Raw genomic sequence first — 21571 nt, forward strand, 5'->3', positions numbered from 1 at the left:
TATCGCCGACAACATCACAGGGGAGCATCCCATGAACCTAGAGAAATTCACCGACCGCGCGAAAGGCTTTTTGCAGGCCGCGCAGACGGTGGCGATCCGCAACAATCACCAGCGGATCAGCCCCGAACATATCCTGAAGGCCCTGCTCGACGATGACCAGGGCATGGCGTCGGGCCTGATCGCCGCCGCTGGGGGCGATGCGCGCCGCGCCAACGCCGAAACCGATGCCGCGCTGGCCAAGGTGCCGGCGGTGTCGGGATCGGGGGCGCAATCCTCGCCGGGCCTCGACAACGATACCGTCCGCCTGCTCGACCAGGCAGAACAGATCGCGACGAAGGCGGGCGACAGCTTCGTCACGGTCGAGCGGCTGCTGCTCGCGCTCACCCTGTCGCCGGGTGCGGCGGGCAAGGCGCTGACCACCGCCGGGGTGACGCCGCAGGGGCTGAACGCCGCGATCGACAAGCTGCGTGGCGGGCGCAGCGCCGACACCGCCGGGGCGGAGGATCGCTATGATGCGCTGAAGAAATTCGCCCGCGACCTGACGGCGGCGGCGCGTGACGGCAAGCTTGATCCGGTCATCGGCCGCGACGAGGAGATCCGCCGCACGATCCAGATTCTGGCGCGCCGGACCAAGAACAATCCGGTGCTGATCGGTGAACCGGGCGTCGGCAAGACTGCGATCGCCGAAGGCCTCGCGCTGCGCATCGCCAATGGCGACGTGCCCGAGGGATTGAAGGACCGCGCGCTGATGTCGCTCGACATGGGGTCGCTGATCGCCGGCGCGAAATATCGCGGCGAGTTCGAGGAGCGGCTGAAGGGCGTGCTCGACGAGGTGAAGGGTGCCGACGGGCAGATCATCCTGTTCATCGATGAGATGCACACGCTGATCGGTGCCGGAAAATCCGAAGGGGCGATGGATGCCGGCAATTTGCTGAAGCCTGCCCTCGCCCGCGGCGAACTGCACTGCATCGGCGCGACCACGCTCGACGAATATCGCAAGCATGTCGAAAAGGACCCCGCGCTCCAACGGCGGTTCCAGCCGGTGTTCGTCGGCGAACCGACCGTCGAGGACACGATCAGCATCCTGCGGGGCTTGAAGGAGAAATACGAGCTGCACCATGGCGTGCGGATCACCGATGGCGCGCTGGTGTCGGCGGCGACGCTCAGCAACCGCTACATCACCGACCGCTTCCTGCCCGACAAGGCGATCGACCTGATGGACGAGGCCGCCAGCCGCATCCGGATGGAAGTGGAGAGCAAGCCCGAGGAGATCGAAAGCCTCGACCGCCGCATCCTGCGCATGAAGATCGAGCGCGAGGCGTTGCGGCGCGAAAGCGATGCCGCCAGCCTCGACCGGCTCGATACGCTGGAGGAGGAACTGGCCAATCTCGAGGAGCAGCTGGCCGGCCTCACCGCCCGCTGGCAGGCGGAGCGCGACAAGATTTCATCGGAAGCGAAGCTGAAGGAACAGCTCGACACCGCACGCGTCGCGCTGGAACAGGCGCAGCGCTCTGGCGACTTGGCCAAGATGTCCGAGCTGACCTACGGCACCATCCCGACGCTGGAGAAGCAGCTGGCCGAGGCGGCGGGCGCATCGGCGGGCGCGATGCTGCGCGAGGAAGTGACCGCCGACGACATCGCCGGCGTCGTCAGCCGCTGGACCGGCATCCCGGTCGACCGGATGCTGGAGGGCGAGCGCGAGAAGCTGCTGGCGATGGAGGAGGCGCTGGGCAAGCGGGTGATCGGGCAGGCCGATGCCGTGCGCGCCGTCGCCACCGCCGTGCGCCGCTCGCGCGCCGGCCTGCAGGACCCGAACCGGCCGCTGGGCAGCTTCCTGTTCCTGGGGCCGACGGGCGTCGGCAAGACCGAGCTGACCAAATCGCTGGCCGAGTTCCTGTTCGACGATCCCAACGCGATGGTGCGGATCGACATGAGCGAGTTCATGGAAAAGCACGCGGTCGCCCGGCTGATCGGCGCCCCTCCGGGCTATGTCGGGTATGAGGAAGGCGGCGTGCTGACCGAAGCCGTCCGCCGCCGCCCCTATCAGGTCGTGCTGTTCGATGAGGTCGAAAAGGCACATGGCGATGTGTTCAACATCCTGCTGCAAGTGCTGGACGACGGCCGCCTGACCGATGGACAGGGGCGGACGGTCGATTTCTCGAACACGATCATCATCCTGACCTCGAACCTCGGGTCGCAATATCTGACCAACCTTGCCGATGGACAGCCCGTCGAGGAGGTCGAGCCGCAGGTGATGGACGTGGTGCGGGCGCATTTCCGGCCCGAATTCCTCAACCGGCTGGACGAGATCATCCTGTTCCACCGGCTGGCGGCGGACCAAATGGCCCCGATCGTCGACATCCAGGTCGGCCGCGTCGGCCGCCTGCTGGCCGATCGCAAGGTGAAGGTCGAGATGACCGACGCCGCGCGGGCGTGGCTGGGGCGCGTCGGATACGACCCGGTGTACGGCGCGCGGCCACTGAAGCGCGCGGTCCAGCGCTATCTGCAGGACCCGCTCGCCGACCTGATCCTGCGCGGCGAAGTCCGCGACGGTTCGACCGTCCGGGTCGATGAGGGCGACGGGCGACTGGAGCTGACGGTCGCGTAAACGAAAAGGCGGCGGGGGATCGCTCCCCCGCCGCCCATTTCGTCCGGTAGTACCGCGTCGCTTAGAAGCGGGCGCGGGCCTGGACGGTGTACGACCGACCGAAGATGATCGGACCGTACCAGGTGGTGTCGACGCCACCCTGATCGAAATAGCCGTTCGGCGTGCGCTTTGCCTTCGCGTTCAGCAGGTTGTTGACGATGAAGGTGAAGTCGAACTTCTCGCCCACGCCCTGACGCACGGTCAGGTCGTAGTAGCTGAGCGTCGGCGTGACCGGGTTGACCGGCAGGCCAAAGTCTTCCTCGACGCGCGAGACGAAATTCCAGCGGCCCTGGATCGAGGTGCGATCAAGGTCGTATCCTACCGTCAGCGTCGACTTGTACGCCGGGATAGCACCACCATTGCCACCCGACGACTTGCCGGCGAATTCGGTGTCATCGAGCTTGTAGCTGTTGGTCCAGGTGAAGACTTCCTGGAAGCGCAGCTTGCCGCCGAAGCCGAACTGATCCAGCGGGAGGATCAGATTGGCGGCCGCGTCGATACCGTTGGTGCGGCGCGTGCCCTGGTTACCGGTGGCGGTGTTGATCGCGTCGATCTGACCGGTGCCGGTGTTGCGGCGGATGCGGTCGCAGGCCGTCGAGACGTTCTGGACATAGCACTGGTTGATGAAGAACCCGGCACCGAGCGTGGTAATCAGGTTCTCGATCTTGATGTTGTAGTAATCGACGGTCAGCGACAGCGTACCGAACCCGATCTTCGGCGTCAGGACCGCGCCCGCCGTGTAGGTTTCGGCCTTTTCTTCCGAGATGTTCGGGTTGCCGAACGCAAACGCTTCGACCTGGCTGTTGTTCTGCAGGAAGCCGGTGTAGCCGCCTGCCGCCGCGAATGCCGGGGTCTGGGCCGAACAGATTGCCAATGCCTGCGCGGTGCGGCTCGCGCCGGCGTTGCAGGGGTCGACATAGCTCGGAAAGCCCTGGTCGCCGTTCTGGAACAGTTCGACGATCGAGGGAGCGCGCGCTGCCTTGTTATAGATACCGCGGAATCGCATCCAGTTGATCGGCGCCCACTGCGCGCCGGCCTTCCAGTTGAACAGCGTGCCGATGGTCGAATAGTCCGAATAGCGCGCACCCGCTTCCACCGACAGGTCGTGGAAGAAGGGGATTTCCGCGAGCAGCGGGACACGGATTTCGCCGTATCCTTCCTTCACATTGATCGAACCGCCCTGGCTCTGCACGGCGTTGAAGCCGTAGATGTTGCCGGTGCGCTGCGCATCGTCGACGTTGATCGATCCGCGATCGGTGCGGACTTCGCCGCCGAGAGCGATCTGCACGTCGCCGTACGGCAGCTTGAACAGCGAACCCGACACGTTGGCCGCCGCACGCACCTGTTCAAACTGGCGCGATTCTTTGGTGTCGATGCGCACGAACGACAGCATCGCGGGGGTCAGCGTGTTGGCCCCGAAAATGTTGACGGGTACGCAGCCCGGCAGCGATCCGACCGGGCAACCGTTCAGGCCCTGTGCCACCGCCGTACGATTGATGTTGCCGAGCGAAGTCGCCAGCGCATCGACCTTGCCGTAGCTGAGCGTCGCGTCCCAGTTCCAGTCTTCGCTAAGCTTGCCCGACAGCGTGCTGCGGATCGTGAAGGTCTTCGAATCGTAGATGCCGACGCGGGGACCGGTTTCGCTGAAGCGGCGCGCATAGGTGAACGGCGCAGTCGGGTTGGCACGGCTGGCCAACGCGATGCGCAGATCTGCCGGCAGCAGCGAGCTGTTATACGGCACCGAGATGCCGGTCGCCGGCGTCGGCGCGAGGTTCACCGTCTGCGAGGTATCGGCGTAGTTCGCCAACACCTTCAACTGAATGTTGTCGGTGATTTCATAACGGGCCGTCGACGTCAGGATCAGGCGCTCATAGGGCGTCTGCAGAAGATTGGCCGGATTGAAATTGTACCGGCTGGAACCCGACGCCCGGTCGGCATAGGCGCACAGGCCGCTGCCGAAATAGGGGCTGAGCTGCCCGTTGCTGTTGAACGACAGCGTACCGCCGTTGACGGCAACGCCGGCCGTCGCCGGGTTACAATCGGTGTTCGCCGCGGCGAAGGTGCCCGGCAACAAGGTCGCCAGGTTGCGGAACGGATTGGCGGCATTGTTCGACACCTGACCCCAGGGCGGCGTGCCCGAGCCACCCGCAGCGTACAGGGAATCGTTGTTGGCCCCCGAGATCAGTTCCAATGGCCGCCCGACACGAATGCGATCATCATCTTCGGAATCTGTGCCGGCGTCGTTGTAGATCAGCACCGATGCAGGCGACGTGATCCGGCGGTCGCCCTGCCCGATCGCCTCACGGGTATAGTAGCTGCCAGAAACGGTCAGGTTACCGCGACCGTCGTTGAAATTGCCACCCAGCAACCCTTGGATGTTGAAGGTCGCGCCGTCACCCTGTTCGTTGATGCCGTACTGGGCCGACAGTTCGGCCCCTTCGTACTTGTCCTTCAGAACGAAATTGACGACGCCCGCGATCGCGTCCGAACCGTATACCGCCGATGCACCGCCGGTCACGACGTCGACGCGCTCGATCAGGCCGGTCGGGATGGTGCCGATGTCAACGACGCCGGTGGCCGACGATGCGGGGACGCGTTCACCGTCGATCAGGATCAAGGTGCGCTGCGGTCCAAGACCACGGAGATCGAGGGTCGAGAAGCTCTCACCACCCTGGTTGTTCGACACGCGGGTATTGCCCGGAATCAGCTGGGGCAGTTCGTTCAGCAGCGTTTCGACGGTGACGGTGCCGGTCAGATTGAACTGTTCGGCAGTGACGGTCGTGACCGGGCTGGGCGCGTCGAGATCGGGACGGGCGATGCGCGAACCGGTGACGGTGATTTCCTGCGCGGAGTCGTCGGTCGACGGATCAGCGGCGCCCTGCGCAACCTGCGCCATTGCGGGCGTCGCCATACCGAACAACAACGTCGATGCCAGCAGAGCGCTGCGTGCGTTCAATTTCATATTGGCCCCTTGTTTTCCCCGCTGCACCGTAACGACGGTGCAACATGACGAAACTAAGGGCGGCAAATATTTGGAAGCAATTCCCTTAAAGTATCGTGATTTCGAAAACAAAAGGCGCGTGTCATTTTAGTAACAGTCGCCACCAAGACACCTAAATGACTACCACTAAAACCAAACAATTGAGTTATTTCGTTTTTTTTCGATATAGTTATATTATAACGGGATAATAGTCGGCCCATATACTTGTTTATCGATATGTACTGATAGCCTGTATTACAGTCATACTCATGTATATCAGTATAACGGAAACTAGTCGGTCAATCGTCCGGCAATAGTCGTGAAGCATCATCGGCGGCCTGGTGTCGGATGCATTGCAGCACCCTCCCCGCGATCGACCTGCCGTTTGACGACACAAAAAAAGGGGCGGCTCCGGATGGAGCCGCCCCTAGTTTCGTTTCAGCAAGGCCGATGGTTAGAGGCCGACCTTCACGCCCGCGCGGAAGTAGCGGCCGAGGATGCCGAGGCCACCCTGCACCGGGTTGTAGAGGTGCGCGCCGTAGGTCACGTTGTCGAGCGGCGGCAGCCGGTCGAACAGGTTGATGGCGTTCACGTAGAAGGTGAAGCGGTCGTTGACCTTGAACGAGGTGTTCAGGTCGACGGTGATGTAATCCTTCACCTTGCAGGGGATGGTGCCATCCGACAGGCCGCAATCGCCCGCGGTGCCCGGACCGGTCTGGTCCTCGGCCGACAGGTCGTAACCGTCGAAATAGTTGACGGTCGCGCTGACCAGCACGTCGCGGAACTCGACGGTGTTCAACCAGGTACCGCGCCACTGCGGGGTGCCCGAACCGGCGGTCAGGTTGTAGTTGCCGAGCGTGCCTTCGTACCGCTCCTTCGAACCATCCGGGAACGTCGTGCTCAGCTCGAGGATGTAGCTGGCTTCGAGGTTGCTCGAAATCTTCAGGTCGTCGTTGAAGCGATGGTTGGCGTTGATCCCGAAATCGATGCCTTCCGACTTGATCGTGTTGGCGTTGATGAACGGCGACTGCACGAATGCGATACGCGGACGGGCGTTCGGGTTGTTGATGTCCACCGCGTCCGCGATGACCGTGTAGCCGGCCGGGATCGCCTGGCCCGCATAATAGGCGGCAATGGCCGGAGCGTTGTTCGCGGTCGTGATCGCGTCGGTCTTCTTGATGTTATAATAATCGACCGTGAACGACACGTTGCGGATCGGTTCGAACAGGATGCCGGCAGTGTAGCTGCGCGACTTCTCTGCCTTCAGGTCCGGGTTCGAGATGCTGGTCTGACCATAGGTCGCCGCCGAGATGTACGACGGGCAACGGGTATAGGTCGCCAGCGAGCAGCCATATTGCGACAGGAACGCGTCGTTGTAGATGCCTTGGGTCGCGCTGACATAGCCGGTGGTCGGGAAGGTCGCATTGGCCTCGCCGAACGACGGGATACGGAAGCCCTTCGACCAGGTACCGCGGATCACGAGCTGACGGAACGGGGTGAACTTCGCACCGATCTTCGGCGAGAAATTGTCCTGGCCGCTCGAATACTTGTCGTACCGGCCCGATGCGTTGACCAGGAACTGATCGACGATCGGCGCTTCGAGTTCGGCATAGGCCGAATAGACGGTGCGGTTACCCTTGGCCGCGAAGCCGTTCAGGCGGAAATACCGCTGGGTCGGGCCGTTGATGTCGCTGTTGGCGCTGGGCGCATCGACCGCTTCGTAGCGGATCGCGGTGCCGACACCGATGGCGAGCGGGCCGCCGGGCAGGTCGAACAGCGACGTCTGGACGCTGGCCTGTGCCTGATACAGGTCCGAGGTCGCGTTGTTGACGTTCTCCGGCGCGATCTGGTCCAGCACCGTCTGGCTGTTCGCCAGCGGGTTGATGAAGTTGTAGCTGCCGGTGTTGACCGCGTTCAGCAGGTTCTGAATGCGGACATAGCCGTTCGCGCGGGTCTGCAGGTCGATGTGCATCGCCGTCGCGCCGACATTGTAGCTCACCTTGTCGGTGATGTCGCCGGTGACGCCGATCGCCGCACGATAGGCACGGGTGCGGGTCTCGTTCTGCTCGCGCAGGTTCGGAATGCGCCCGATGATCGCCGCCGTGTTGCCCTGGGCCGCATACGGGTTGTTCGGGTTCAGCTGACGATCGGCTGCCGTCGCGCAGTTGACGCCCGATGCGCAGATGTAGACCGGGAGCTGCAGGATCGTGTTGTTGCCATAGGCGGCGATGTTCGCCGACGTGCTGTAGCGCGGGAAGTAGAAGCCGGCCGGCGCGTTGCCGCGGATCGTGGCGGGCAGACCCTGGTAGAAGGTGTTGGTCTGCAGGAAGTTGAATTCGCCGTACGCTTCGCCATTGTCGCCGATGCGGGCGGTGGCGCAGGCCGAACCGCCGAAGCGTTCGATACGCGGGGCGATGTTGCCGTACAGCTGCGTGATGTCTTCCTGGCAAACGACGCCGTTCGCCGGAGCGGCGGCATTCTGCGGCAGTGCCAGTTCGGCAGCGCTCAGCTGGGCGGTCGGCAGGCCCTGGCAGCCGTTGAGATACTGATAGCGGCTCGACAGGCCCGTGACTGCAGCACCGGTCAGCGCGTTGCGCGGACGCACCGCGAACGGGGTGGTGATTTCAAACCCGCCGGTGTTGCCGTCGGCTTCGGTGCCGTTCAGGACGCCGTTCGCGCCGCAATTCCCCTCATAGCACACCTGACGCAGATCGTCGGTGTTGTACGGATAGCGACGGTTGGCGGCGCGCAGCGCTTCCGAGCGGTAGTAGAAGCCGCTGCCGTAGATGTTGAAGCCGTTTTCCGCGATATCGCCGGTGCCGGCGGTCAGCGAGAGACGATACTGGCTGGCGTCGCCACGTTCGGAAATGCCGGCTTCCGCACGGCCGCCGACGCCCTTGAACTGCTTCTTGGTGATGATGTTGACGACGCCCGCAACCGCGTCCGCGCCGTAGAGCGACGATGCACCGTCGCGCAGAACCTGGACTTCCTGCACGATGTCGTCGGGGATGGTGTTCAGATCGACGAAGTTGCGCGTGCCGTCATCGGCGAGCGGGTAATAGGCACCGCGCAGGCCGTCGAACAACACCAGCGTCGAGTTCGACGACAGGCCGCGCAGCGACACGGCCGACGCACCGCCGGCAAACGCGCCGTTCGCGGTGAACGAGTTGGTCAGCGCAGGACCGTTGTTCGACGACAGCGTCTGCAGGCCGTCCTGGATCGTGGCGAGACCGCGGCGATCGAGGCTCTCGGTCGTCACGACGGTCACCGGCGACGGCGTTTCCTTATCGGCGCGACGCAGCAGCGAACCGGTGACGACGATCGTCTCGTCGTCGCTCTGGGCGGTGGTCGTGGTGGTCGAGGGGACGGCGGTGTCCTGGGCGGCCGCCGGTACGGCCATCATGCCGATCGCCACGGCCGAAACGGCCGCTCCGTTCCGCAATACCGCACGCATCATCGTCGAAATCATATGGTAACGCCCTTTTATTGCACTTTTGCAAGTACTTACAGCAAATGACACACCGCTACGGCGCATCGTTTCCGAAGGCGATTACGTACCCAGACGCCGAAAAAGTAAATACGCGCAGAAGGATAAGGAAATTTTGATAACGACTGTAACTAATCGGCAACAGATCAGAGACATTTCCCTGCCCGAAGCGTGGACCAAGGCACGCCGATCGGCAGCGAGCCGGCCGGATCGGACCAGGACGCCCCTGCCCCGTAGCTGCCTTACAGAAAGCTCGCCCGCACCCCGTCGATCACAAACTGCGCCGCCAGTGCCGCCAGCAAAACCCCCAGCAGGCGGGTGATGACCGCCTCGATCCGGGCGCCCAGCAGCTTCATCAGCGGCCCGGCCGCCAGCAGCGCCGCCAGCGTCAGGGCGAGGATGGTGGCCAGCGCGCCGAGCACGACCGCCCGCGCGGTCCAGTCGCCGACCTGGCTCATCAGCAGCATGACCGATGCGATCGACCCCGGCCCGGCGATCATCGGCATCGCCATGGGGAAGGTGGAGACATCCTCCACCTCATGCATCTCGGTGTGGGTCTCGATGATCTTCTGCGCGCGGTCCTCGCGGCGCTGGGTGCGCTTTTCGAACACCATTTCCAGCGCGATCAGGAACAGCATGATGCCGCCAGCGATGCGAAAGCTGTCGAGGCTGATGCCCAGTGCCTTCAGCAGCGCCTGTCCGAACAGGGCGAAGACGATGAGGATCGCGGCGGCGATGCCGACCGCGCGGATCGCCATCGCCCGGCGCTGCAGGTTGGACGCGCCGGTGGTCAGGCCGGCATAGATCGGCGCGCAGCCCGGCGGATCGATCACCACGAAGAAGGTGATGAGCGACGAGACGAACAGCTCGATCATAGCGTCTTGTCGTCGAACGCCAGCCCCACACGCCGGTGCGCCGCGACCAGCGTGTTGCGCAGCAGGCAGGCGATGGTCATCGGCCCGACGCCACCGGGGACCGGCGTGATCGCGCCGGCGACTTGCGACGCCGACGCAAAGTCGACATCGCCGACCAGGCCGGCATCGGTGCGGTTGATGCCGACATCGATTACGGTCGCACCGGGCTTGATCCAGTCGCCGGGGACGAAGTTCGCGCGCCCCACCGCCGCCACCACGATATCGGCGCGGCGGACATGATCGGCGAGGTCGCGGGTGCGCGAATGGGCGATGGTGACGGTGCAGCTCTCGGCGGTCAGCAGCGCCGCCATCGGCTTGCCGACGATGTTCGAGCGGCCGACGACGACCGCATCCATGCCCGACAGGTCACCCAGTTCGTCCCGCAGCAGCAGCAGACAGCCATAGGGCGTGCACGGCACCATGCCGGGCAGCCCAGTCGCCAGCCGCCCGGCATTGACCGGGTGGAAGCCGTCGACATCCTTGTCCGGATCGATCGTCAACAGCACCGCATCGGTGTCGAGATGCTTCGGCAGCGGCAGCTGGACGAGAATGCCATCGACCGCCGGGTCGGCGTTCAACTGCTCGACCAGCGCGATCAGATCGTCCTGCGACACGTCGGCGGGCAGGCGGTGTTCAAAGCTGGCCATGCCCGCCTCGCGCGTCGCCTTCCCCTTCGAGCGGACATAGACCGACGATGCCGCATCCTCGCCGACCAGCACGACGGCGAGGCCGGCGGGACGGCCGGCTTCGGCCGCGAAGGTCGCGGCATGGGTGGCGACACGCGCGCGCAAGGTCGCGGCGAAGGCTTTTCCGTCGATGATCCGGGCTGTCATGCCCGCGTGCATAAAGGGTGTGGGCAGCGTTCGCCACCCCCCGGTTACCCCAAACACACCGTCACCCCGGGCTTGACCCGGGGTCCCGCTTCTTCATCCGACGATCGTTGGGGAAAGGTCACGCCAATCCGGGTTCGCGCGCTCGATCAGGTCAAACTTCCAGTCGCGGTGCCAGCGCTTCATGCGCTTTTCGTGGGCGATGCAGGCGAGGATGTCGTCGCCGCTCTCGGCCCAGACTAGGCGGTCGAGGTTGTATTTAGCGCAGTGGATTGATCCGCCGCCGGTACGGTGCTGGTAAATGCGGGCGGCGAGATCGGTCGTCACGCCGACATAGGTCGCACCGCGATAGCGGTCGGCCATGATGTAGATCCAGCCGCCTTGCCTTTCCTTCGCCATCGTCCGAGAGAAGAAGAAGCGGGACCCCGGGTCAAGCCCGGGGTGACGAGGATGCGCTTCGAAGCGCCTCCTCGTCAAAATACACCGCACCTGCGAAACGATTTCGCCGTACGCGGCGTTCATCGGCACGATGCCGTACCAGGACCTCCCCCCTCCGCCCGCCGGCCTGCTCGATGATGCCGGCCTGTTCCTCGATTTCGACGGCACGCTCGTCGAGCTGGCCGACAAGCCCGATGCGGTGAGCGTCGACCCGGCGCTCCATGCGCTGCTTGCCCGCCTGCCCGCCCGGCTGGACGGGCGGGTCGCGATCGTCAGCGGGCGGTCGATCGAACAGATCGACGGCTTCCTCGGCGATACGATCCGCGACTTCGCCGTCGTCGGCAGCCACGGCGCGGAAATCCGCCCCGCCGGCGGCGACACCCTCCTGCCCGACCGTCCCGCCAGCCTGACCGCCGCCGAGCGTGCCTTTACCGACCGGTTCGGCGACGATCCGCGGATCGTGATCGAGATCAAGACCTTGGGCGTCGCGATCCATTATCGCGGCGCGCCGGAGGTGGAACAGGAGGCGCATGCGCTGGTCGATGCCTTTGCCCAGCGTGACGGTCTGACGGCACAGGCGGGCAAGATGATGATCGAGCTGCGCATGGCGGGCCATGACAAGGGCACCGCGATCGCGACGCTGTGCGAAAGCGCGCCCTTCGCCGGGCACGATCCGATCTTCGTCGGCGACGACCTGACCGACGAACCGGGCATGGTGGTCGCCGCGCATCATGGCGGCGCGGGCATATTGATCGGCCCGATGCGCGACACTGCCGCTGCATACCGGCTGGACGATGTGGCCGCATTTCTCGACTGGCTGGAGACAAACGCATGACCGCGACGATGGACCTCTGGCCGATCGGCAATTGCCAGGTATCGGCGCTGGTCGACCGCAACGGACGCTTCGTATGGGGCTGCCTGCCGCGCGTCGATGGCGATCCCGCCTTTTCGTCGCTGCTCGACGATCGGCGGCGAGCATCGGACGGGGCGTTCGGCTTCTGGGAGATCGACCTCGACGGCTGTGTCGAGACCGAGCAGACCTATATCCGCAATACGCCGGTGCTGGTCACCCGCCACACCGATGCGGCGGGCAATGCGATCGAGGTGATCGATTTCTGCCCGCGCTTCAAACGGCACGACCGGATGTATCGTCCGGTCGCCTTCTGCCGGATCGTCCGCCCGCTGGCCGGCAGCCCCCGCATCCGCGTCCGCCTGCGCCCGTCGGTCGACTGGGGCAGCGCACCGGCCGAGCGCACGCGCGGGTCGAACCATATCCGCTATCTGCTCGACCAGGAGGCGATCCGCCTGTCGACCAGCGCACCGGTCGGCTGGATCGAGGACGAGCGCCTGTTCCGCGTCGAGCGCACGCTGCATTTCTTCCTGGGGCCGGACGAGAGCTTTTCCGACGAGCTGCCCGCCTCGGTCGAGCGGATGCTGAAGAACACGATCGACGAATGGCGCCACTGGGTGCGCGGCCTCGCCACGCCGGTCGAATGGCAACAGGCGGTGATCCGCAGCGCGATCACGCTGAAGCTGTGCCAGCACGAGGAAACCGGCGCGATCGTCGCGGCGCTCACCACCTCGATCCCCGAACACGCCAATTCGGGGCGCAACTGGGACTATCGCTACTGCTGGATTCGCGACGCCTATTACACGGTGCAGGCGCTCAACCGGCTGGGTGCGCTCGACGTGCTGGAGGGGTATCTCGAATATCTCCGCAACATCGTCGACAATGCCGCCGACGGGCAAATCCAGCCGCTCTACGGCGTCGGTGGCGAAGCGACGCTGGTCGAGCGCGAGGCGGAGGGGCTGGACGGCTATCGCGGCATGGGCCCGGTGCGCGTCGGCAACCAGGCGTATGAGCAAATCCAGCACGACGCCTATGGCCAGATCATCCTGTCGAACGCGCAGGGCTTTTTCGACCAGCGCCTGTTCCGCGTCGGCAAGCAGGCCGATTTCGAGGCGCTGGAGCCGATCGGCGAGCGCGCCTGGGAAGCATACGACAAGCCCGACGCGGGCCTGTGGGAGCTGCGCACCAAGAGCCATGTCCACACCTATAGCGCGGCGATGTGCTGGGCGGCGTGCGACCGGCTCGCCAATGTCGCGGGCACGCTGGGGCTGACCGAGCGGGAAACCTTCTGGCGCGACCGGGCGACCGCGATGCGCACCAAGATCGAGCGTGAGGCATGGCGGCCGGAGACGAACCGCATGTCGGCGACGTTCGGCGGTGACGACCTCGACGCCAGCCTGATCCAGTTGCTCGACCTGCGCTTCCTCGAACCCAGCGACCCGCGCTTCCTCGGCACGCTGGAGGCGGTGGAAAAGGGGCTGCGCCGCGGCAGCCACATGCTGCGTTATGCGATCGCCGACGATTTCGGCCTGCCCGAAACGGCGTTCAACGTCTGCACCTTCTGGCTGATCGAGGCGCTGCACGCGACCGGCCGCGACGACGATGCGCGCGAGCTGCTGGAGGAGATGCTGTCGCGCTGCACGCCCGCCGGGCTACTGTCCGAGGATATAGACCCCGAAACCGGGGAATTGTGGGGCAATTATCCCCAAACCTACTCGCTGGTCGGCATGATCAATTCCGCCGTCCTGCTCAGCAAGTCATGGAATGTAGTACGATGAGCCGATTGATCGTCATCTCGAACCGGGTGCAGGCTCCCCAGCCTGGCACCGGCGGCGGGGCGCAGGGCGGGCTGGCCGTCGCGCTGAACGCCGCATTGGCCGAAGAGGACGGTATCTGGTTCGGCTGGTCGGGCGAGACCAGCGACAATCGCGAGCTGCGGTTCCAGACCTATGGCGGCGTTACCAGCGCCGTGATGGATCTCTCCGAGCAGGACGTCGAGGAATATTATGACGGCTATGCCAACCGGACGCTGTGGCCGCTGTTCCACTACCGATTGGACCTGACCGAGTTCGAACGCGATTTCCAGGGCGGGTATGAACGGGTCAACCGCGTGTTCGGCGAACGCATCGGCCCGCATATCGAACCCGACGACCTGGTATGGGTCCATGACTATCACATGATCCCGCTGGGTTGGGTGCTCCGTCAGCAGGGCGTGACCAACCGCATGGGATTCTTCCTGCACATCCCGTGGCCGCCGCGCCGGCTGCTGACCGCGCTGCCCGACCATCGTCGTCTGGTCGAGGCGCTGTTCGCCTATGACGTGGTGGGGTTCCAGAACGAGGAGTGGCTCGACAGCTTCTTCAACTATGTGAAGGAGGAGATGGACGGCACGGTCGACGGCAACAACGTCACCGTCGGCGGGCGCACCATCTGCGCGATCAGCTGCCCGATCGGGATCGAGGCGAAGGACTTCATCGCCGGGGCCGCCGGGCCGGTCGCGCGCGCGGCGCAATTGAACCAGCTGGAAAGCGCGGTCGGGCGCAGCCTGATCGTCGGCGTCGACCGGCTGGATTATTCGAAGGGGCTGCCCGAGCGGTTCTCGGGATACGAACGCTTCCTGCAGAACCACCCTGACCGGCGGGCTTTGGTCTATCTGTTGCAGATCGCCCCGCCGTCGCGCTCTGCGGTGCAGACGTATCGCGACATCCGCAACACGCTGGAACAGATGTCGGGGCGGATCAACGGTGCCTATGCCGATACCGACTGGGTGCCGATCCGCTATGTGAACAAGGGCTATCCGCGCGAGGTGCTGGCCGGCATCTATCGCGCGGCGCGCATCGGGCTGGTGACGCCCTTACGCGACGGCATGAACCTGGTGGCGAAGGAATATGTCGCGGCACAGGACCCGCGCGATCCTGGCGTCCTGATCCTGTCGCGCTTTGCCGGCGCGGCGCAGCAGCTGTCGGTCGGTGCGCTGATGGTGAACCCGTACAGCGCGGAGGATATCGCCGACGGTATCGACAAGGCGCTCAGGATGCCGCGCGCCGAGCGGATCGACCGGTGGCAGGCGATGATCGAGAATATCGTCGATGAAGATGTGATCTGGTGGCGCAAGCGGTTTATCGAGGCGCTGTCTGCGGACACGCAATAACCGCCCTGCCCGTCACCCCGGGCCTGACCCGGGGTCCCGCTTCTCACCGCCGCCGGGAGAAGCAGCGGGACCCCGGATCAAGTCCGGGGTGACGTGAGGGGGAGCGGCCGCCCCACCTCCGTCGTCGTTCCCGCGCAGGCGGGAACCCATACACGCAACGCTCGCGCTTCTATCCGCAACGTCGGCGTCAATGGATTCCCGCCTTCGCGGGAATGACGAAAGGGAACGTCACCCGTCCCCTCAAGCGCGTATCACGCCCCTTCGAGCAACCGCTCCTTCGCGATCTTCTCCCGCCACACCAGCGGCGCGAGGTGGTGGACATTCTGCCCCTCGCTATCCACCGCGACCGTGACGGGAAAATCCTGCACCTCGAACTCGTAGATCGCTTCCATGCCGAGGTCCTCGAACCCGACGACCTTCGACCCCTTGATCGCCCGTGCGACAAGATACGCCGCACCGCCAACCGCCATCAGATACGCCGATTTCCGCTCGGCGATCGCCTTGGTCGCGTCCGCGCCGCGCTCCGCCTTGCCGACCATCGCCAGCAGCCCCTGGTCGAGCATCATGCGGGTGAACTTGTCCATGCGAGTGGCGGTGGTGGGACCGGCGGGGCCGACCACTTCCTCACCCACCGGATCGACCGGCCCGACATAATAGATCACGCGGCCGCGGAAATCGACGGGCAGCTCCTCGCCCTTGGCCAGCATGTCGGCGATCCGCTTGTGCGCGGCGTCACGGCCGGTCAGCATCTTGCCGTTCAGCAACAGCCGGTCGCCATGCTTCCACGTCGCGACCACTTCGGGCGTCAGATTGTCGAGGTCGACGCGAATCGCCGCCTTGTCCGGCGTCCAGTTGACGTCGGGCCAGTCGGCGAGGTTCGGCTGCTCCAGATACGCCGGGCCACTGCCGTCCAGCGTGAAATGCGCGTGGCGGGTCGCGGCGCAGTTGGGGATCATCGCGACGGGCTTCGACGCGGCATGGGTCGGCCAGTCGAGGATCTTGACGTCGAGCACGGTCGACAGCCCGCCCAGCCCCTGCGCCCCGATGCCGAGCGCATTCACCTTGTCCATCAGCTCGATGCGCAGCGCCTCGATATCGCTCTGCGCCCCACGCGCCTTCAACTGGCCCATGTCGATCGGGGCCATCAGTGATTCCTTGGCGAGCAGCATCGCCTTTTCGGCGGTGCCGCCGATGCCAATGCCGATCATGCCCGGCGGGCACCAGCCGGCGCCCATCTGCGGGATCATCTCCAGCACCCAGTCGACGATCGAATCGCTGGGGTTCATCATCTTGAACTTGGACTTGTTTTCCGAACCGCCACCCTTGGCCGCGACGTCGACCGATACCGTGTCGCCCGGCACCATTTCGACGTGCAGCACCGACGGCGTATTGTCCTTGGTATTGCGGCGCGTGAACGCCGGATCGGCGAGGATCGAGGCGCGCAGCTTGTTCTCGGGGTGCAGGTACGCGCGGCGGACGCCTTCATCGACGACCTCCTGCAGCGACCGGTCGCTGTCGAGGCGGCAATTCTGGCCCCATTTCACGAACACGGTGACGATGCCGGTATCCTGGCAGATCGGGCGATGCCCCTCGGCACACATCCGGCTGTTGGTCAGGATCTGCGCGATCGCGTCCTTGGCCGCCGGGCTGGTCTCTGCGGCATAGGCTTCGCCCAGCGCGCGGATATAGTCCATCGGGTGATAGTAGCTGATGAACTGGAGCGCGTCGGCCACGCTGTCGATCAGGTCGGCTTCGGTGATGGTGACGGTCATCATGGGGTCCATGTCTGTCGAAAATCTTTCCCGCCCTACAGGGTGATCGTGCGCCCACGCAAAGAATTCGTTCACTTCTGTGACGCTATCCTGCCAACCGATCACGCGGGGGAAGCGCATTGACGAGCGGTGGTTTGAAGGCGGCACTGCGGTCGTTGGTCCAAGGGACCGACGATAGCGTACGCGCGCCGTCCGACCGTACGCTGCGCCTGATCCGCGAGGCGGAGGATCACAGCCCCAACTGGTTCTGGCAGACCGATCGCAACGGCCGGATCGCGTATCTGAGTGACAAGATCGTCGCGGTGTTCGCCGCCGCCGGCATCGATCCGGTCGGCCGGCCGCTGATCGACGTGCTGCGCATCGCCGGCGACGAATTGGCGCAGGGCGATGCCGAACGCACCATCGCCTTCCACCTGTCTGCGCGTACCGCCTTCACCAACTATGCCGTCAGCCCGGCGGCGGCGGGGCATGGCGCGGGCAGCTGGACCGTATCGGGCAGCCCGTTCACCGACCCCTATGGCCGGTTCGAGGGGTTCGTCGGCACCGGCACCGACATGGCCGCCGTTCGCCAGTCGGACGCGGCGATCACCCGCCTCGCGCTGTTCGACAGCCTGACCGGCCTTGCCAACCGGCAACGCATGCGGATGTCGCTGGAACAGACGCTGGCCCAGCCGGGCTATGACGGCATCGCGCTGTTCCTGCTCGACCTCGACCGGTTCAAGGCGGTCAACGACACGATGGGCCATCCGGTCGGCGACGCGCTGCTGAAACAGGTGGCGCAGCGGCTGCTGCGCACCGTCGGCGATGCCGGGCTGGTCGGCCGGCTGGGCGGCGACGAATTCAAGGTCATCTTGCCCCGGATCGGCAACCGCGCGGAAATGGCGACGCTGGCACAGGCGATCATCGTCGCGCTGTCGCAGCCCTATTTCCTGAACGGCGCGGCGGTATCGATCGGCTGTTCGGTCGGCATCGCCGTCTCGCCCGACCATGGCACCACCCCCGACGCGCTGGTCAGCCATGCTGACCTTGCCCTCTATGCCGCCAAGGATGCCGGGCGTGGTGTCGCGCGCTTCTTCAACGACGCGATGCTCGACGGTGCGCGGTCGCGGCGCCAGATGGAAGACGACCTGCGCGTCGCGCTGGCCCGCGACCAGATGCGGATCGTGTACCAGCCGGTTGTGGCGCTCGACGATGGCCGGATCACCGGGTTCGAAGCGCTGCTGCGCTGGCAGCATCCGACGCGCGGCACGCTGTTGCCCGCCGAATTCCTGGGCGTGGCGGAGGAATGCAAGCTGATCGAATCGATCGGCGAATGGGTGTTGCGCACCGCCTGCCACGACGCCGCCACCTGGCCCGGCACCGCGCGGCTGTCGGTCAACCTGTCGGGCACCCAGTTCACCAACCCGGCGCTGCCCGCGATCATCGCCAACGCCGTCGCCCGCTCGGGCCTGCCGCCCGAGCGGCTGGAGCTGGACCTCGATGAAGACAGCGTGCTGCGCGACATGCGTGCCGCGATCGGCACCTTCGCTGCACTGCACGGCATCGGCGTACGGATCGCGCTCAATGATTTCGGCGCGGGCCAGGGGTCGATGTCGTGCCTGCGCCGCGTGCCGTTCGACCGGGTCAAGATCGACCGGTCGTTCGTCCGCGGCGTCAGCGATCCCGAAGGGCGCAACGCCGCCGTCGTCCGCGCGATCACGACGATGGCCGAGATGCTGGGCATCGACATCACGGCCAAGGGCGTGGAATATCACGACGAACTGACCGCGCTGCGCGAACTGGGCTGCAACGACGTGCAAGGGTTCGTCTATGGCCAGCCGCTGGACAATGCCGCCACTGCCGCGCGGCTGCTGGCGGAGGGTGGCGCGCTGACCCCGCGGGGACCCAAGGCGCCGCGTTCGCCGCGCACGCGGATGCTGCGCTCGACCACGCTGGAGGTCGATGGCACCCGTCGTTCGGCCCGCATCCGTGACCTGTCGGCCAATGGCGCGCTGATCGATCTGGTCGATTTCGACGAATCGGCGATCGGCAAGACGCTGCGCATCGACACCGGCGGCGGCCAGTGGACGGCGGCGACGCTGCGCTGGGCCGAGGACGGGCGCGCCGGGCTGCATTTCGAACATCCCATCGTCGTCGAACGCCGCGTCACCATCCGCCGCAGCACGGTACGCGACGCGGGGGAGTGACGCTTGATCGGGCGCGCCGCCCCCGGTAGCGCTGCCCCCATGACCACGCAGCCCCTGCCGCCCACGCAAGACGAAGCCCGCGCTGAACTGGCGGACCTGGCCGACCGCATCGCCCGGGCCGACACCGCCTATCATGGCGACGACGCGCCGGAGATCAGCGACGCCGAGTATGACGCGCTGGTCCGCCGCAATCGCGCGATCGAGGCGGCGTTTCCCGATCTGGTCCGCACCGACTCCCCCTCGCTGCGCGTCGGCAGTGCGCCCTCGGGCCATCTGGCGAAGGTCGCCCATGCCCGGCCGATGCTCAGCCTCAACAACGCCTTTGCCGATGAAGACGTGGCGGAATTCGTCGCCAGCATCCGCCGCTTCCTGCGCCTGTCCGATGACGAAGCTGTCGCGCTGACCGCCGAGCCGAAGATCGATGGCCTGTCCTGTTCGCTGCGCTACGAGGATCGCCGGCTGGTCCGCGCGCTGACGCGGGGCGACGGCGCGGTGGGCGAGGACGTGACCGCCAATGTCGCGACCATCGCCGACATTCCGCAGACCCTGCCCGCCGCCGCGCCCGACGTGTTCGAGGTGCGCGGCGAGGTGTATATGGCGAAGCAGGACTTTGCCGGCCTGAACGCCCGGCTGCTGGCCGAAGCCGTCGACCCGGCCAGGGCGCGGCAGTTCGCCAACCCGCGCAACGCCGCCGCCGGATCGCTTCGGCAAAAGGATGCCGCCGTCACCGCGTCGCGCCCGCTCAAGTTCCTGGCGCATGGCTGGGGCGAGGTCGGGGCGCTACCCGCCGACAGCCAGGCCGGCGTGGTGCAGGCGCTCAAGGACTGGGGCTTACCCATCGCCGACGCCTTCCAGCGCTGCGAGGGCGCGGCGCAAGCGCTCGCCGTCTATCGCGCGATCGAGGCCGCCCGCGCCGACCTGCCCTATGACATCGACGGTGTGGTCTATAAGCTCGACCGGCTCGACTGGCAGGAGCGGCTGGGCTTTGTCGGTCGCGCCCCGCGCTGGGCGATCGCGCACAAATTCCCGGCCGAACGCGCGCAGACCACGCTGAAGGCGATCGACATTCAGGTCGGCCGCACCGGCGCGCTAACCCCGGTCGCGCGGCTGGAGCCGGTGACGGTCGGCGGGGTCGTCGTCACCAACGCGACGCTGCACAATGCCGACGAGATCGAACGGCTGGGCGTGCGTCCGCAAGACCGCGTGGTCGTGCAGCGCGCCGGCGACGTCATCCCGCAGATCGTCGAGAACCTGACCCGCGACGAAACGCGCGAGCCCTGGGCCTTTCCCACCACCTGTCCCGAATGCGGGTCGCTCGCCGAACGGGGCGAGGGCGAAGTCGTCGTGCGCTGCACCGGCGGCCTCGTCTGCCCGGCGCAGCGCGTCGAACGGCTGATCCATTTCGTCTCGCGCCACGCCTATGACATTGCCGGTCTGGGGTTGGTCCGGGTCGAGGATTTCTTTCGCGACGGGTTGATCGCCTCGCCCGCCGATATCTTTCGCCTCCACACCCACCGCGACGCGCTGGTCCAGCGCGAGCGCATGTCGGAGCTGGTCGTCGACAAGCTGCTGGCGGCGATCGACGCGCGGCGCAGCATCGGGCTTGACCGGTTCCTCTTCGCGCTCGGCATCCGCCATGTCGGCGAAGTGACCGCCCGCGACCTCGCCCGCCGCTACGGCACGATCGAAGCGTTTCTGGAAATGATCGAACGCGCGCTGGTCGTCCGCGCCGAGACCGTGCCCGCGATCGGCGAGAACGATCGCAAGTTCGTCCTGCGCCGCGGCCGCGCGCTGGTCGCCGCGGTCGAGACGGCGGGCATAGGCCCCGAGGTCGCCGACGCGCTGCTCGCCTTCTTCGCCGAGGAACATAACCGCGCGGTGGTCGACGACCTCCTCCGCGAAGTCACCCCCACCCCGGTCGAGCACAAGGCGGTCGCCTCCGAACTGACCGGCAAGACCGTCGTGTTCACCGGCAAGCTCGAAACGCTCAGCCGCGACGAGGCAAAGGCGCAGGCGGACGCGCTGGGCGCGCGGGTATCTGGGTCGGTGTCGAAGAAGACCGACCTGGTGGTGGTCGGTGCCGATGCCGGGTCGAAACGGGCCAAGGCGGAGGAATTGGGCATCCGCGTGATCGACGAAGCCGCCTGGGCGGACATCGTATCCGCTGCAACAACGTGACGTTTTTGCAACGCACCCAAACAGACTGAGTTCCCCGCTTTCGATTGTCGCAAAATAGAAATATGGCGCGTTCATTGGCGCCGGGACGGTGAATGCCACCGCCTGAACCAGCGTACTCGAGTCGCGCCAGAACCTTGC

The 21571-nt window shown here is 65.7% G+C and carries 12 protein-coding genes; 6 read left to right on the forward strand and 6 right to left on the reverse strand.

Annotated elements, in window-relative coordinates; genetic code table 11:
• Positions 1 to 31 precede the first annotated feature (31 nt).
• Positions 32 to 2608: an ATP-dependent chaperone ClpB gene (clpB, locus tag ASE58_RS03875; protein WP_055817958.1), complete on the forward strand. Its 2577-nt coding sequence runs from the start codon at positions 32 to 34 to the stop codon at positions 2606 to 2608.
• A 61-nt stretch (positions 2609 to 2669) separates the two neighbouring features.
• Here the strand turns inward: clpB and ASE58_RS03880 are convergent, their stop codons facing one another.
• From ASE58_RS03880 to ASE58_RS03900, 5 genes are all read right to left on the reverse strand, one after another.
• Positions 2670 to 5609: a TonB-dependent receptor plug domain-containing protein gene (locus tag ASE58_RS03880; protein ID WP_055817960.1), complete on the reverse strand. Its 2940-nt coding sequence runs from the start codon at positions 5607 to 5609 to the stop codon at positions 2670 to 2672.
• A gap of 472 nt (positions 5610 to 6081) precedes the next feature.
• Positions 6082 to 9096 (reverse strand): TonB-dependent receptor plug domain-containing protein, encoded by a 3015-nt coding sequence (locus ASE58_RS03885; protein ID WP_055817962.1) that lies wholly within the window; start codon positions 9094 to 9096, stop codon positions 6082 to 6084.
• 260 nt (positions 9097 to 9356) lie between these two features.
• Positions 9357 to 9989: a MarC family protein gene (locus ASE58_RS03890; protein WP_055817964.1), complete on the reverse strand. Its 633-nt coding sequence runs from the start codon at positions 9987 to 9989 to the stop codon at positions 9357 to 9359.
• Positions 9986 to 10861, reverse strand: a complete 876-nt coding sequence (folD, locus tag ASE58_RS03895) for a bifunctional methylenetetrahydrofolate dehydrogenase/methenyltetrahydrofolate cyclohydrolase FolD (RefSeq protein ID WP_055818205.1) — start codon at positions 10859 to 10861, stop codon at positions 9986 to 9988. The genes ASE58_RS03890 and folD overlap by 4 nt, the downstream gene beginning before the upstream one ends.
• A 93-nt stretch (positions 10862 to 10954) precedes the next feature.
• Positions 10955 to 11257, reverse strand: coding sequence for a GIY-YIG nuclease family protein (locus ASE58_RS03900; RefSeq protein WP_055818207.1), 303 nt, complete (start codon positions 11255 to 11257; stop codon positions 10955 to 10957).
• Between the two features lie 130 nt (positions 11258 to 11387).
• On the opposite strand from ASE58_RS03900, the gene otsB reads away from it, so the two are divergent.
• The 3 genes from otsB to ASE58_RS03915 are packed head-to-tail and all read left to right on the forward strand — an operon-like array spanning position 11388 to position 15297.
• Positions 11388 to 12131, forward strand: a complete 744-nt coding sequence (gene otsB, locus ASE58_RS03905) for a trehalose-phosphatase (RefSeq protein ID WP_055817966.1) — start codon at positions 11388 to 11390, stop codon at positions 12129 to 12131.
• Entirely contained in the window at positions 12128 to 13924 is a 1797-nt protein-coding gene (locus ASE58_RS03910; protein WP_055817968.1) for a glycoside hydrolase family 15 protein, read from the forward strand. The genes otsB and ASE58_RS03910 overlap by 4 nt, the downstream gene beginning before the upstream one ends.
• The gene (locus tag ASE58_RS03915) at positions 13921 to 15297 is read left to right on the forward strand and encodes an alpha,alpha-trehalose-phosphate synthase (UDP-forming) (RefSeq protein ID WP_055817969.1); all 1377 of its coding nucleotides are present in this window, start codon (positions 13921 to 13923) and stop codon (positions 15295 to 15297) included. The genes ASE58_RS03910 and ASE58_RS03915 overlap by 4 nt, the downstream gene beginning before the upstream one ends.
• 251 nt (positions 15298 to 15548) lie before the next feature.
• Here the strand turns inward: ASE58_RS03915 and ASE58_RS03920 are convergent, their stop codons facing one another.
• The gene (locus ASE58_RS03920; RefSeq protein ID WP_055761456.1) at positions 15549 to 17069 is read right to left on the reverse strand and encodes a fumarate hydratase; all 1521 of its coding nucleotides are present in this window, start codon (positions 17067 to 17069) and stop codon (positions 15549 to 15551) included.
• 119 nt (positions 17070 to 17188) lie between these two features.
• On the opposite strand from ASE58_RS03920, the gene ASE58_RS03925 reads away from it, so the two are divergent.
• Both ASE58_RS03925 and ligA read left to right on the forward strand, forming a co-directional pair.
• Positions 17189 to 19255: an EAL domain-containing protein gene (locus ASE58_RS03925; RefSeq protein WP_156347594.1), complete on the forward strand. Its 2067-nt coding sequence runs from the start codon at positions 17189 to 17191 to the stop codon at positions 19253 to 19255.
• A gap of 39 nt (positions 19256 to 19294) precedes the next feature.
• Entirely contained in the window at positions 19295 to 21433 is a 2139-nt protein-coding gene (ligA, locus tag ASE58_RS03930) for an NAD-dependent DNA ligase LigA (RefSeq protein ID WP_055817973.1), read from the forward strand.
• The last annotated feature ends 138 nt before the right edge of the window (positions 21434 to 21571 follow it).

Origin of the sequence: Sphingomonas sp. Leaf9, from assembly GCF_001421355.1 — a bacterium.
Taxonomy (GTDB): Bacteria; Pseudomonadota; Alphaproteobacteria; order Sphingomonadales; family Sphingomonadaceae; genus Sphingomonas.